The sequence below is a fragment of the Deinococcota bacterium genome (assembly GCA_030858465.1).
In the GTDB taxonomy this organism is placed as follows: domain Bacteria; phylum Deinococcota; class Deinococci; order Deinococcales; family Trueperaceae; genus JALZLY01.
The window spans coordinates 1-13,322 of sequence record JALZLY010000038.1 but is presented as its reverse complement, the minus strand read 5'-3'; the positions used below and the strand labels follow the sequence as shown (position 1 = coordinate 13,322).

At 68.2% G+C, this 13,322-nt stretch carries 12 protein-coding genes; 7 read left to right on the top strand and 5 right to left on the bottom strand.

Translation table 11 applies throughout. From position 1 onward, the window contains the following. Positions 1-36 precede the first annotated feature (36 nt). Entirely contained in the window at positions 37-990 is a 954-nt protein-coding gene (locus tag M3498_02215) for a hypothetical protein (protein MDQ3458111.1), read from the top strand. Here the strand turns inward: M3498_02215 and M3498_02210 are convergent. The 3 genes from M3498_02210 to M3498_02200 are packed head-to-tail and all read right to left on the bottom strand — an operon-like array spanning position 987 to position 3,540. Continuing rightward, a complete protein-coding gene (locus tag M3498_02210; protein ID MDQ3458110.1) occupies positions 987-1,331 on the bottom strand; it encodes a nucleotidyltransferase domain-containing protein in 345 nt (114 codons plus the stop codon). The genes M3498_02215 and M3498_02210 overlap by 4 nt on opposite strands. Further along, positions 1,297-1,698 carry a HEPN domain-containing protein gene (locus tag M3498_02205; protein MDQ3458109.1) on the bottom strand — a complete coding sequence of 134 codons (402 nt, stop codon included), beginning with the start codon at positions 1,696-1,698 and terminating at the stop codon, positions 1,297-1,299. The genes M3498_02210 and M3498_02205 overlap by 35 nt, the downstream gene beginning before the upstream one ends. A gap of 21 nt (positions 1,699-1,719) precedes the next feature. Further along, the gene (locus tag M3498_02200) at positions 1,720-3,540 is read right to left on the bottom strand and encodes a menaquinone biosynthesis decarboxylase (protein MDQ3458108.1); all 1,821 of its coding nucleotides are present in this window, start codon (positions 3,538-3,540) and stop codon (positions 1,720-1,722) included. A gap of 165 nt (positions 3,541-3,705) precedes the next feature. Here M3498_02200 and M3498_02195 point away from each other — a divergent pair, with 165 nt between their 5' ends. The 5 genes from M3498_02195 (at position 3,706) to M3498_02175 (ending at position 8,324) form a co-directional block, all read left to right on the top strand. Next, positions 3,706-5,865: a S9 family peptidase gene (locus M3498_02195; GenBank protein ID MDQ3458107.1), complete on the top strand. Its 2,160-nt coding sequence runs from the start codon at positions 3,706-3,708 to the stop codon at positions 5,863-5,865. A 41-nt stretch (positions 5,866-5,906) separates the two neighbouring features. Beyond that, a complete protein-coding gene (locus M3498_02190) occupies positions 5,907-6,842 on the top strand; it encodes an acetamidase/formamidase family protein (protein MDQ3458106.1) in 936 nt (311 codons plus the stop codon). Positions 6,843-6,928: 86 nt separating this feature from the next. Then, complete coding sequence (locus tag M3498_02185) at positions 6,929-7,483, top strand: DNA-3-methyladenine glycosylase 2 family protein (GenBank protein MDQ3458105.1); 555 nt, start codon at positions 6,929-6,931, stop codon at positions 7,481-7,483. Next, positions 7,476-7,913: a nucleoside deaminase gene (locus M3498_02180; protein ID MDQ3458104.1), complete on the top strand. Its 438-nt coding sequence runs from the start codon at positions 7,476-7,478 to the stop codon at positions 7,911-7,913. The genes M3498_02185 and M3498_02180 overlap by 8 nt, the downstream gene beginning before the upstream one ends. Positions 7,914-7,940: 27 nt before the next feature. Then, the gene (locus M3498_02175) at positions 7,941-8,324 is read left to right on the top strand and encodes a DUF202 domain-containing protein (GenBank protein MDQ3458103.1); all 384 of its coding nucleotides are present in this window, start codon (positions 7,941-7,943) and stop codon (positions 8,322-8,324) included. Between the two features lie 34 nt (positions 8,325-8,358). Here the strand turns inward: M3498_02175 and hflX are convergent, their stop codons facing one another. After that, positions 8,359-10,050, bottom strand: coding sequence for a GTPase HflX (gene hflX, locus M3498_02170; GenBank protein MDQ3458102.1), 1,692 nt, complete (start codon positions 10,048-10,050; stop codon positions 8,359-8,361). Positions 10,051-10,701: 651 nt separating this feature from the next. Here hflX and M3498_02165 point away from each other — a divergent pair. Continuing rightward, complete coding sequence (locus M3498_02165; GenBank protein MDQ3458101.1) at positions 10,702-11,880, top strand: thiolase family protein; 1,179 nt, start codon at positions 10,702-10,704, stop codon at positions 11,878-11,880. Positions 11,881-11,886: 6 nt separating this feature from the next. On the opposite strand, the gene M3498_02160 is transcribed toward M3498_02165, so the two are convergent. Then, positions 11,887-12,936 (bottom strand): M42 family metallopeptidase, encoded by a 1,050-nt coding sequence (locus M3498_02160; protein ID MDQ3458100.1) that lies wholly within the window; start codon positions 12,934-12,936, stop codon positions 11,887-11,889. Between the last annotated feature and the right edge of the window lie 386 nt (positions 12,937-13,322).

Sequence of the window (13,322 nt, the reverse complement as noted above, 5' to 3'; positions counted from 1 at the left end):
GGCGAGCGGCACCGGGCACGGCAGGAGAGGCCCTAGATGCCCGAGGTGATGGGCAACCTCTTCGGCATCGTTGGGCTGCTCGTCCTGGCGGTCTTTGTGGCGGGGGCGCTGGCGCCCTTCGAAGCCTTGGGCTGGTGGGCGGGCTGGTTCGGCGAGGACCTGGTGCCGGAGCGCCCCGCTGCGCCCAGAGTAGCGGCGAGCGAGGACTACGTCGTCTACCTCTCGGGCATCAACAGCGTCTCGGGCGAGGCCTACGCCGCGCGCGAGGTGGTCTTTCTGGCTCGCCTCGAGGCCGAACTCAGCAGCGTCACCTTCGTCGGCGACATCTTTCCCTACTCGGTCATCAACCGCGCCCTGACGAGCCAGCGCCTGCTGTCGCGGTTATGGCGATGGATCTACCGGCGCAAGCTGCAGGGGCCCACGGTGGCGGGCTTCTTGATCAACCTGCGCAACTTCTGGCAGGTCGGCGTCTCGGCCGACCGCCGCTACGGGCCCATCTACAATCAGGGCTCGGCGACCCTCATCCTGGGCGGCCTGGGTCGCCACGGCTACCTGCCCGGCAAGGCCCGGACGCTCACCCTCATCGGCTACAGCGGGGGCAGCCAGATCGCCGTCGGCGCCGCGCCCTACCTGCAGATGGCGACCGGCGCGCGCGTCCGGGTGATCTCCTTGGGCGGCGTCATCAGCGCCGACCCCGGCATCTTAGCGCTCGACAAGCTCTACCACCTCTACGGCGCCCGCGACGCGGTCGAACGCTTGGCGACGCTGTTCTTTCCCGGCCGCTGGCCGCTCCTGCCCCATTCGGCCTGGAACCGGGGCCGGCGCGAAGGCAAGGTGGCGCTGCTGCCGATGGGGCCGGTAAAGCACACCGGGCCGGGCGGCTACCTTGACGCCCAAAGCGGCTCGGGTGGTGAGGCCAATCTCGACAGGACGCTGCGCACCGTCGTCTCGCTGATTCGCGGCGACGGCGAAGGGCCGGGGCTCGGCTAGAGCTCGAGGGCGCCCTCGAGATACCACAGCTTCTTGCTCTCCTTCAGGCGGGCGTATTCATCGGGAAGCAGGCCCTTGGGCTCCTCGCGGCCCAGCGCGAAGGATTGAAGCAGCCTGAGGCGCTCCAAGGGCTCGGCGGGTAACCGCGAAGAGACGACGAGCAAATCGAGGTCGCTGGCCATATTGAAGTCGCCCCTGGCAACGGAGCCGTAGAGAAAGACGCTGGCCTCACCCAGTCCCGCGCGCAGGCGCTCGGCGTAGGCTCGAGCCTCTTCGATCAAGCGCTCGCGCTCGGCCCGGCGGCGCTCAAGCAGCGCTCTGAACCCAGGTGACGATCTGATGGGCTGCACCCGTGGCCTCCTCAGCCGTCCTGTGGTTGTAATACTCGTGAGGGCTTCCCTCGGGATAGGCGTCGGGATAGCGCGTAGGGATGTAATGGAGGTCCAGTTTCTGCGCGGCGTCGAGGAGTTCGGAGGGTAGGCTGATGCCTGCGGAGGCCAGCGTAGCCAGCAGGCGCCTCAGGACGTGGCCGTGAGCAGCTTGTCCTAGACCACGCAGGAGGCTTTTGAGCGCGTACTCGCCCGCTTGCTGGGCCTTGAAACAGGCCCAGCCGAAGTCTCCCTCGGCCGCATCGCGCTCGGCAGATGCCAGGGTGTGCTTGGCTTGGCTCAGCCAGCGCTCGAACTCCTCGCGGTCGAAGGCTTCCACGCCTCCATTCTAAACGAAGCTTTAGCTCGAGCCCACCGGCTCCCCTTCCAGCCGCGCCATGATTGCGTCCACCTTGCGCTTGACCTCTTCGGTCATGGTGATCTTGTCGGGCCAGTCGCGGTTGAAGCCTTCCGCCGACAGTTTGGGCGTGCCGTCCATGACAAAGGCGGGACCGTCCGGGGCGCCCACAATCCGCACGTCGCGCTCGGGGTCGATGTTGTTGAGCAAGGTCCACATCACCTCTTCGAAGTCCGTGGGGTCGGTTTCGTGATCCACCACGGCGACGAGGCGCACGCCTCTGGCCACCTCTTGCTTGACCGCCCATTCGCCGAGCGCGCCGCCCTGGCCGGCTCGAGTCTTGGCGGTTGTCAAAAACCAGAAGCCGCCCGCGTGCTGGTGCTGCCTCACGACGTCGCCGTGGCCCGGCAGGTCTTCCTGCGGCCGCTCGAGGTTGGGCTGCCAATGGGCGTGCGCGCCCTCCTCGTCGTGCTTGACGGTGCCGTCGACGATGAGCTTGCTGCCGTAGCTCCAGGAGCGGCTCGAGTGGTCGAGCACGTCGATGGGCCCCTTGGCGAACTGCGAGTCGCGGCCGGGCAGGGCGTTTCTTAGGACCGCCCGCCAGAAGCCCGGGTGGTCCTGCGGCCTCACCTCCTCGTCGCTCACCAGGAGAACCTTGGCGAACATCATCTGGCCCAACCCCAACAGCCCGTTGGCGACCTTGTAGGCCTGGCCGGGGTAGTGCTTGTCGATGACCACGTTGACGAGGTTGTGGGCGATGCCCGCGGGCGGCAGGTGGTAGTCCTTGATCTCGGGCAAGATGAGCTGGGCGGGCACCAAGAAGATGCGCTCGGAGGCCTCGATGAGGTAGGCGTCCTCCATCGGCGGGCGGCCGACGATGGTGGCGGGATAGATAGGGTCACGGCGCATGGTGACGGCGGTGACGTGAAAGGCCGGGTAGAGGTCCTCGAGGGTGTAGAAGCCGGTGTGGTCGCCGAAGGGGCCCTCCACGCGCCAGTCCTCCCAGGGGTCCACGTAGCCCTCGAGCACGAACTCGGCTCCCGCCGGGACCTCCAGGTCCACGGTCAGCGCCCGGCAGAGCTCCAAGGACTTGCCCCGCAGGTAGCCCGTCAGCGAGAACTCGTTCAGACCGGGGATCGGCGGCAAGGGCGCGGTGGCGGCGTAGGTGAGGATGGGGTCGCCGCCCAGGGCCACGGCCACCTCGAGCCTCTGGCCGAGCCCTTTGGCCCCTTCCAGGTGCCGCGCCCCCGTCTTGTGCCGCTGCCAGTGCATGCCGGTGGTGTTTCGGTCGAAGACCTGCATCCGGTACATGCCGATGTTGACGTCGCCCGTCTCGGGGTCCTTGGTGATGACGAGCGGCAGGGTGACGAAGGGCCCGCCGTCCTGCGGCCAGCACTTGAGCACCGGCAGCCTCTCCAGGTCCACCTCGCCCTCGCGCCACACCACCTCCTGCACCGGGCCGGTGCGCACCCGCTTGGGCGGCAAGGAGGCGACCTCCCTCAGCTTCGGCAGGTTCGAGGCCAGGCCGAGCAGGCCGCCGCCCAGCTTCACGTCGAGGAGCTTGCGGATGCGTTCGCCCACGTCGTCGAGCCTGTTGACGCCGAGCGCCAGGGCCATGCGCTCGCGGCTGCCCAGGAGGCCGATGACCAGGGGAAAGTCCTTGCCGGGGACATTCTCGAAGAGCAGCGCCGGGCCGCCCCGTTTCACCATCCTATCGGCGATCTCGGTGATCTCCAACTCGTGCGAGACGGGCTCTTTGACGCGCAGGAGCTCGCCGCGGCGCTCGAGCTCGGCGATGAAGCTTCTCAGATCCGGGTAGGGCATAACTCACGATACCGCCGTACCCTCCCGGCGATCCCCTGCCGCGGTACAAACTGTCGGGGCACAAGAGCGCCGGGCGGCAGGCGCGTTATACTCGAGCGCAGACGCTAGGAGGACCTGCTTGTGTCCCAAAACTTGACCCCAAAGGCGAGCCGAACAGGCGCGGCGATGCCTATCGAGATGTCTATCGAAGAGGTCGCCAGATACCCCCTGCCCGGCATGGCGGCGCCCGGCGCCTTCGCCTTCAGCCCCGACGACGCGCTCATCGCCTACCTCCGCTCCCCCGACAGGTCGCTCGTCCGAGACCTCTACCTCTTTGACCCCGAGACGGGCGAGGAGAGGCTGCTTGTCCGTCTCGGAGAGGCCAGCGAGGAAGAGCTGTCGCTCGAGGAGAAGCTCAGGCGCGAGCGCCAGCGCCAGCGCGAGCTCGGCGTGACCGGCTTCGCCTGGCGCGAGGGCCGCCTGCTCCTGCCCCTGCGCGGCGACATCTACCTCCAGGACGGTCCCGACGCGCCCTTGCGCAGGGTCGTGGAGGGGGGAGGCAAGCCCGCCCTGAGCCCGCAGCTCTCGCCCGACGGGCGCTGGCTGGCCTACGTGCAGGACGCCGAACTCTGCGTCGTCGCCGCCGAGGGCGGTAAGCCCCGGCAACTCACCTGCGGTGCGCGCGAGACGGGCAAGACCCACGGCCTGGCCGAGTACCTCGCCCAGGAGGAGATGGGCCGGAGCGAGGGCTTCTGGTGGTCGCCCGACAGCCGCTCCCTGGCCTTCGCCGAGGTGGACGAGACCCGCGTCCCCGTCTACCGCATCCTGCACCAGGGCAAGGGCGCGGTGGGGGAGGGCGCGCAGGAGGATCACCGCTACCCTTTCGCGGGCGGGCCCAACGCCCGCGTCCGGCTGGGCGTCGTCCCCGTAGGAGGCGGCGAGCCGGTGTGGATGAGTTTGGGCGAGATGGACTCGGGCGAAGCAGAATACCTGGCGCGGGTCCACTGGTTTCCAGGCGGGACCTTGGCGGCGCAGCTCCAGGACCGCAGGCAGCGCGAGCTTACGCTCGTGCGCTTCGACCCCGAGACGGGCGCGAGCACCGTCTTGCTGCGCGAGACGAGCGAGGTCTGGATCAACCTGCACGACCTCTTCCGGCCGCTCGAGGGCGGCGGCTTTCTCTGGGCTTCGGAGCGGACGGGCTTTCGCCACCTCTATCTCTACGACGCGGACGGTCGGCCCGTCCGGCCGCTCACCGAGGGGGCGTGGATGGTCGACAGCTTGGAGGGCGTGGACGAAGAGCAGGGGATCGTCTACCTTACGGGGAGCGCTGAGGGCCCGCTCGAGCGCCACCTCTACGCCGTCTCTCTGCACGCCGTCTCTCTGCCAGGAGGCGAGCCCAAACGCCTCAGCGCCGAGCCGGGCATGCACAGCGTCACCCTCGACCACAAGATGAGGCGCTTCGTGGACGTGCATCACGCGCTGGCGAGGCCGCCGACCGTCACCCTGCGGAGCCTGGCGGACGGCGAGCGCATCGCCACCGTCTGCGACGAGCCCGACCCGCGCGTGGCCGAGCTGGGGCTCGGGCCGCCGGAACGCGTCACTCTGGAGAGCCGCGACGGCGAGACCCTCCACGGGGCCATCTACCAGCCCCCGGCCTCCTTCGGCTCCGGGCCCTTCCCGACCATCGTGAGCGTCTACGGCGGCCCGCACGCCCAGCGGGTGACGAACGGCTGGGACATGACGGTGGACATGCGCGCCCAGGCCTTGGCCTCCTTGGGCTTTCTCGTCTTCAAGCTCGACAACCGCGGCAGCGCCCGGCGCGGCCTGCTCTTCGAGGGCGCTATCAAGGGCAGGATGGGCGAGCTCGAGGTGGGCGACCAGGTCGACGGTGTGCGCTGGCTGGCGGCGCAAGGGCTGGCGGACTTGGCGCGCGTGGGCGTCTACGGCTGGAGCTACGGCGGCTACCTGGCGGCGATGAGCCTGTGCCGGGCGCCCGAGGTGTTCAAGGTGGCGGTCGCGGGCGCGCCCGTCACCCACTGGGACGGCTACGACTCCCACTACAGCGAGCGCTACCTGGGCCTGCCGGGCGAGAACCCTCAGGGCTACGAGGCGAGCAGCGTCATGCGCCACATAGAAGGCCTGCGCGGCAAGCTGCTCCTGGTCCACGGTCTCATCGACGAGAACGTCCACTTCCGGCACACGGCGAGGCTGATCGGCGCGCTCAACCGCGCCCGCAAACCTTACGACCTCCTCCTCCTTCCCGACGAGCGCCACATGCCCCGGAAGGAGGCCGACCGCGTCTATATGGAGGAGCGCGTCCGCGACTACTTCCTGAGCCATCTTTAGCCAGCTTTATCTTTAGCCAGCTTTATCTTTAGGAGGCGATCATGGCCCTTTATGTCATCGAGCCGGAGGAGCGCACGCTGCACGGCCACTTCTCGAAAGACCTGCCGCCGGTGCTTAGCGTCGAGCCGGGCGACACCGTTCGCTACCGCACCCTCGACGCGGGCTGGGGGCTCGAGCCCTTCGGCGAAGACGGAAACGAGCGCCGGCTTTTCGAACCCCGCCAGCCGGGCCTCGACGACGGCCACGCGCTCTGCGGCCCCATAGGGGTCCGCGGGGCGGCGCCGGGGATGGCGCTCGAGGTGCATGTCGGCGCGCTTGTCCCGGGCCTCTGGGGCTGGAACTGGAGCCGGAGCCGCATCGATTGGCTCAACCGGCGGCTCGGCGTGGCCGAGGGCGAGGCGCGGCTCATGAACTGGACGCTCGACCCCGAAGCGATGATCGGCCGAAATCAACACGGCCACAGCGTCGCCCTGAGCCCGTTCATGGGCGTGATGGGTGGGCCGCCTCCCGAAGAGGGCAAGCACCCGACCGCCCCACCGCGCGTCTGGGGCGGCAACATCGACTGCAAGGAACTCACCAGCGGCACGACCCTCTACCTTCCCGTGGGCGTGCCCGGCGCGCGCTTTTCGGTCGGCGACGGCCACGCCGCCCAGGGCGACGGCGAGGTGAGCGGCACCGCCATCGAGTGTCCGGTGGAACGCCTCGAGCTGACCTTTGGCCTCCGTGAGGACATGGCGCTCAGGACGCCTCGAGCCAAGACGCCGAGCGCCTGGCTCTCCTTCGGCTTTCACGAGGACCTGAGCGAGGCGACGGCCCTCGCGCTGGCCGACATGCTGAGCTTGATGGAAGGGCTCCTGGACGTGGACCGCAAAGACGCGCTGGCGCTCGCCAGCGTGGTGGTCGACTTGCGCGTGACCCAAATCGTCAACGGGGTCTGCGGCGTGCACGCCGCCCTGCCGCACGGAGCGGTGCGCTGACGCGGCAGCCGTACCTGCCTCTGGGCGCGGCAAGCCTCGAGCCCGCCCTCGCCCTCCTCGCCGAGCGCGACGCCGACCTGGCGCGGGTGCTGGAGACGCTCGGGCCGCCGCCGCTGTGGCGGCGCGAGCCGGGCTTTGCCACGCTCTTGCAGATCATCCTCGAGCAGCAGGTCTCGCTTCATTCGGCGCGGGCGGCCTTCGAGCGGCTCCTGGCGGTTACGGGACCGCTGACGCCGGAGGGCTTCTTGCTGCTTGACGACGCCACGCTCAAGGCCGTCGGCTTCAGCCGTCAGAAGACCGCTTACGGTCGTCACCTGGCTCGGGCGCTGCTGGAGAGGGGGCTCGACTTGGGTCCTCTCGAGACCCTGGACGACGCGGCGGCGCGCGCCGAGCTCATCAGGCTGAAGGGCGTCGGCCCCTGGACCGCCGACATCTACTTGCTCATGGCCCTGGGGCGGCCCGACGCCTGGCCGGGCGGCGACTTGGCCTTGGCGGTGGCAGTGCAGGAGGTGAAAGGCCTGGCCGGGCGGCCGGGCTCGGCCGAGCTCGAGCGCCTGGCCGAAGCCTGGCGGCCCTGCCGGGCGGTGGCGGCGCGGCTCCTGTGGCACTACTATTTGAAGGGAAGGAACAAAGATGGATGAGTTCATGCGGGGGGCCCTAGCAGAGGCCGAGCAGGGGCTAGCGGAAGGCGGCATTCCCATCGGTTCGGTTTTGGTCCATGACGGACGCGTCTTGGGGCGCGGCCACAACCGCCGGGTGCAGGGGGGCAGCGCTATTCTGCACGGTGAGATGGACGCCTTGGAACGTGCCGGGCGCCAGCCCGCCGCGGTCTACCGGGCCTCGACGCTCTACACCACGCTCTCGCCCTGCGCGATGTGCAGCGGCGCGATTCTGCTCTACGGCATTCCGCGCGTGATCGTCGGCGAGAACAGGACGTTCATGGGCGAAGAGGATCTCCTGCGCTCGAGGGGCGTCAGGGTCGAGGTCCTGCAAGACGAGGGCTGCATCCGCCTCATGACCGGCTTTATTCGCGATCACCCCGAGCTCTGGCGCGAGGACATCGGGGTATGAGGACGTCGGGGTACAAGGCTTGAGCCGGTGAACGACGAAGAGCTGGCCGGCGAATCCCGCCACGAGCTGGCTGAGGATCGCACCGATTGGGCGCACGAGCGGACGCTGCTCGCCAAGGAGCGGACCTTTAGCGCCTGGGTGCGCACCGGCCTGGCGTCCATCGCTGCGGGCATCGGGGTGTCACGGCTCTTGGCCGCGCTCGAGCCCGGCTGGCTGGTCGGCGTCCTCGGCACGCTGCTCGTCGTCATGGGCGCCGCGGCTCTGGCCTTCGGCTTCTGGAGCTACCGCAAGACGCTCGCCAAGCTCGAGCAGGAAGGTGTCCGGGGCATTCCCGGCTGGGCGCTGGGGCTCTTCACCCTGGTACTCATGGCCGGGGCGGCCATGGCGCTGCTGCTCATCTGGCTCAACTAGGCTCTGGCTCAACTAAGCCGGACTGGACGCAGGGTTAACCGTAGGGTGTCGTGTCATAGGGTGTCGTGGCGACGGCTTCCTGGGCGCCGCGGAGTTGGGGGTCGTGACGCGGCGACTCGAGCCAGTCCGCCAGCTGGTCCTTGAGCGCGCCCAGGCCCTCGCCCGTCTCGGCGGACACGGCCAGCGCCTGGTAGCGTTCGGTCAGGCCCTGCAACACGTCGCGCTCGGCGAGGTCGCCCTTGTTGATGACGACCAAGCGCGGCACCTCGAGCTTGAGCTCGTCCAAGATCCGCTCGACCGCGTTCACCCGCTCGGAGGCGCCGGGAGAGGCGCCGTCGACGACGTGCAGGAGCAGGTCGGCGTCGTGAAGCTCCTCGAGGGTGGCACGAAAGGCGTTGACGAGCTCGTCCGGCAGATCGCGGATAAAGCCCACGGTGTCGGTCATGAGCACCTTGCCGCCCCACTCGCCCAGGCCCGGCAACCAGGCCTCGCGGGTGGTGGGCCGGAGCGTCGCGAAGAGCCTGTTCTGGCTCAAGACCTCGGCCTTGCTCATGGCGTTGAAGAGCGTGGACTTGCCGGCGTTGGTGTAGCCGACCAGGGCGATCACCGGCGTCTGCGAGCGGGTGCGGCTCTTGCGCCGCTCGCCGCGGCGCTTGCTGATCTCGCTCACCTCGCTCTCCAGGGTGGTGATGCGGTCGCGGATGCGGCGGCGGTCGACCTCGAGCTTGGTCTCGCCGGGGCCGCGCGTGCCGATGCCGCCGCCCAGGCGGCTCATCGCCACGCCGCGGCCGGCGAGGCGGGTGATCTGGTAGGTGAGCTGCGCCAGCTCGACTTGGACCTGCGCCTCGCGGCCGCGGGCGTTCTGCGCGAAGATGTCCAAGATGAGCTGGGTGCGGTCCAGGACCTTCAGCTTGGTCTCCTCCTCGATCTCGCGCGCCTGCGCGGGGTTCAGCTCGCGGTCGAAGACGAGCAGGTCGGCGTCCTCATGGTAGGCCTTGGAGACGAGTTCTTGCAGCTTGCCCCGGCCCACGAGCGTGCGCGGGTCGGGGCTCTTGCGCTGCTGGCGGCTCCTGACGGCGACCACCGCCCCGGCACTGCGGGCGAGCTCGGTGAGCTCATCCAGCCTCGAGTCGCTCAGGGAAGGGTGCTCGCCGGTGTTGAGGCCGATCAGGACCGCGCGCTCCCGGCTCGAGCGCCTGGTCTCTCGCGCGCCGGCCGAGCGCTGCAACTCCTCTTCCAGGCTCTCGATCATCCTGAGGATGTCGAGGCGCTCGAGTTCGAAGACGGGCCGGGGCCCGTGAACGATCCAGTCCTCCTCCGCAGCGGTCGGCGGGGCCAGCTGGGCGAGATGGGCGTTGCCCAACTGGGCATGGCCGTTGCCGTTGCCCGTGATGTCGACGGCGATCACGGCGTCGAGCCGGTTCAAGAAGAGCGCCGACAGGTCGCCGCCACTGAGCCCCCCCGGCTTGAGATGGGTGTGGACCAGCCTGAGGCCCTTGAGGCGCCTTTCGGCCTCACCGTGAACAGGCGGCAGCGGGGCGTCTTGAGCGTCGCCGACGGCGACGGTGAGCACCCGGCCGCGGCGGTCGATGAGCAGCGAGATGGGCTTCTTGAGCTCGAGCGAGAGGTCGCCCATCGCCCGGGCCAGATCGGCGGTGACGGGCGCTTGCGGGGGCAGTTTGCGGCGGTAGAGGTTGCTGAGGCGCTTGACTTGGTTGCTCTTCAATCCGGAGAGTTTGCCGTGGACTTTATCGATGGTTAGACTCCTTCCCTAACAGGGATACCGAGAGAATGGGCCCGAGGGCCGTGTGAGACGCATGCGTGGATTGTCGGGGTTTGAAGCAGAAGGCGGCACACTGGGGCGGGCACGCTTGAGCACGCTAGGACCTTATCCTTGGCGCTCTTATCCTTGGCGCTCTTATCCTTGGCGCCCGCATCCTCGTGGCCCTCGTCCCTGGCTCGGGAGCGAGCGTGGTCAGCACCCGAGTCAGCACCCGAGGAGGCGTGGGCGAACGTGACGACGCCGTGCACTAGTGAGCTTCATCCGCTATCATTATAGCGCATTTCCGCAACAAAAACGTGAGCTGCGAAGCTGGCGGGAGGGGCCGGGCTCGAGGGCTGACGCCGCGGCACCTTCGGGTCTGTTCCATGCCGGACTGGCTCCTGCTGCGCCGGGCCAAGACCTCGGCGACCTTCCAGGGCCGGCGCTAGCTCCGTAGACGAGTCCTTTTATCGGTAGTTTTGGACATTCGGATCGCTGCTGTGGATCGCTGCTGTGTCCTTCGCCCCTGCGCGCGCACATGGGAGCAGCGGACGCCGGGCTATACTCTCTAAAGAACGCTGTGCTCTCTAATCTAATGTGCTCTGGAGGAACGCTATGAATGTCGTGATCGCCTCGGCTGTGCGCAGCCCGATAGCCTCGTTTCGGGGGGCCTTCGCATCCCTCAAGGCCTCGCGGCTCGGGGCCACGGTCGTCAAGGAGGCCGTGAGCCGCGCCGGGGTCTCGCCGGGCGAGGTCGACCTGGTCCTGATGGGCAACGTCTTGTCGGCGGGCATGGGCCAGGCCCCGGCGCGCCAGGCGGCGCTCTACGCCGGTTTGAGCGAGACCACGCCCGCCGTCACCCTCAACAAGATGTGCGGCAGCGGGCTCGAGGCGGTCATCCAGGCGGCCAGGGCGGTGGCCTTGGGCGACGCCAAGATCGCCGTGGCGGGCGGGATGGAGTCGATGAGCCAGGCGCCCTATCTCTTGCCCAAGGCGCGCGAGGGCCTCAGGATGGGCCACGGAGAGCTGCTCGACTCGATGGTCCACGACGGTCTCTGGGACGTCTACGGCGACAAGCACATGGGCTCGTGCGCGGAGAGGTGCGCCAGGGAGTACAGCTTCAGCCGCGAGGCCCAGGACGACTACGCGCTGCGCTCCTACCGGCGCGCCCAGGAGGCGAACGAAGAGGGTTACTTCGAGGAGGAGATCGTGCCCGTCGAGGTTCCCGGCCGCAAGGGCGAGGTGACGGTCGTCAGCCGGGACGAGGAGCCCAGCCGCGTCGATTTCGCCAAATTGCCCACCCTGCGCCCGGTCTTCGAGAAGGGCGGCAGCGTCACCGCGGGCAACGCCTCGACCATCAACGACGGCGCCGCCGCCCTGGTGGTCTGCACCGAGGAGACCGCCCGCGAGCGCGGTCTGCCGGTGATGGCTAAGATCAGCGGCTACGCCGTCAGCGCCACCGACTCCGAGTGGTTCACCGTCGCGCCGATCGCCGCCATGCGCACGCTCTTCGAGCACTTGGGCTGGCAAGCTGACGAGGTGAACCTGTACGAGATCAACGAGGCCTTCGCGGTGGTGCCGATGGCCGCCATGCAGGAGTTCGGCCTCTGCGCCGACAAGGTCAACGTCCACGGCGGCGCGGTCGCCCTGGGCCACCCCATCGGCGCCTCGGGCGCGCGCATCCTCGCCACCTTGCTGCACGCCCTAAAGCGCCGCGGCGAGACCAGGGGCGTGGCGAGCATCTGCATCGGCGGCGGCGAGGCTCTGGCGATGGCCGTGGAGCTGGTAGGCTAAGCCGCTTTAGTCCTCTCCCTTGCCCGCCTCGAGGTAGGCGGTGAGGAGTTTGACGGCCGCCCCCAGGTCGCTCTTCGAGACCATCTCGGTGACGGTGTGGATATAGCGCGTGGGCGTCGACAGGGTGAGGCTGGGCACGCCCGCGCGGCTCAGCTGGATGGCCCCGGCGTCGGTGCCGCCCAGCGGCAGGACCTCGAGCTGGTAGGGAATCGCTTCCGCTTCCGCCAGTTGGATAAAGGCGTCCAAGAGCCAGCGGGTGCTGATGGCGCTCGAGTCCATCACCTTGAGCGCCACGCCCTTGCCGAGTTCGCTGACGCGCTGGTGCTCGGCGCCGCCGGGCGTGTCGACCGCCAGGGTCACGTCGAGGGCAATGCCGATGTCGGGCTCGATGTGGTAGGCACCCGTGCGGGCGCCGCGCAGGCCGACCTCCTCCTGCACGCTGAAGACCGCGTAGACGTCGTAGGCGGGCTCCTGGAGTCGCTTTAGGGTCTCGATCTGGATCCAGCAGCTGGCGCGGTCGTCCATCGCCTTGCCGGTCACCACCGCGCCCAGGTCGCGGCATTCCTGGATGAGCGTGACCGGGTCGCCGACGCGGACTCTCTCCTTGACCGCCTCTCCGCTCATGCCCAGGTCGATGGCGAACTCGTGGAGCTGCGGCACCTTGCCCCGCTCGTCGGGCGGCAGGATGTGGATAGGCTTGGTCGCCGGGTTCAAGACGCCGACGAGGTCGCCGCCCCTGGCGTGGACGGTCACCTGGCGAGCGAAGAGGGTGCGGGCGTCGAAGCCGCCCGCCGGGTTGACGCGCAAAAAGCCCTTGTCGTCGATAAAGGAGACGTAAAAGCCGATCTCGTCCATGTGGGCCGAGAGCATGACGCGCTTGGCCTGTTCTGTATTGCCACCCTTGAAGGCGATGAGGTTGCCCATGGCGTCCTCGCTGAGGCTGTCCACGACACCCTCGAGCTCGGCCCGGATGAGCTCGCGCACGCGCTCCTCGCGCCCCGGCACCCCGGCCACTTCGGAAAGCCTCTTGAGTAGCTCGCTGTTGAATGAATCCATGCCGCAGTCTATCATGGCCGAAGTCACTGTAATCTGCGAGAGAATAGAGGCAGCTCGGAAGACACTGCACCGCAAAAAAATCAGAGAATAAACGATCAGCAGGGTCTTAAGACCTAAGTCCTAGGACCCAAGTCTTAAGACTTGGGTCCTAGGTTGGTTAGGGCTTTGGTACTAGTGGGGGTGCAGACTTTGGTCGCTATTATCCACCGAGAAGACTATTATATATTTAAACACAGGTTAGCGCTCGAGGACGTTATATCTCGTATCTCAACGAGTCCGCTTTAAGCCAACCGCATCTTGAGACCGTGGGTGGTCTATGGGCGCCTGTGCTAATCCAATGGGGGGTGACTATGGGGCAGCAGAGTAGAAAAGGGCAGGCTGTACAT

What these genes read in the sequence shown, in the direction of transcription:
- M3498_02195 (MDQ3458107.1), top strand. Translation starts at nt 3,706, where the DNA reads ATGCCTATCGAGATGTCTATCGAAGAGGTCGCCAGATACCCCCTGCCC.
- M3498_02165 (MDQ3458101.1), top strand. Translation starts at nt 10,702, where the DNA reads ATGAATGTCGTGATCGCCTCGGCTGTGCGCAGCCCGATAGCCTCGTTT.
- M3498_02200 (MDQ3458108.1), bottom strand. Translation starts at nt 3,540, where the DNA reads ATGCCCTACCCGGATCTGAGAAGCTTCATCGCCGAGCTCGAGCGCCGC.
- M3498_02215 (MDQ3458111.1), top strand. Translation starts at nt 37, where the DNA reads ATGCCCGAGGTGATGGGCAACCTCTTCGGCATCGTTGGGCTGCTCGTC.
- M3498_02180 (MDQ3458104.1), top strand. Translation starts at nt 7,476, where the DNA reads ATGGATGAGTTCATGCGGGGGGCCCTAGCAGAGGCCGAGCAGGGGCTA.
- M3498_02160 (MDQ3458100.1), bottom strand. Translation starts at nt 12,936, where the DNA reads ATGGATTCATTCAACAGCGAGCTACTCAAGAGGCTTTCCGAAGTGGCC.
- M3498_02190 (MDQ3458106.1), top strand. Translation starts at nt 5,907, where the DNA reads ATGGCCCTTTATGTCATCGAGCCGGAGGAGCGCACGCTGCACGGCCAC.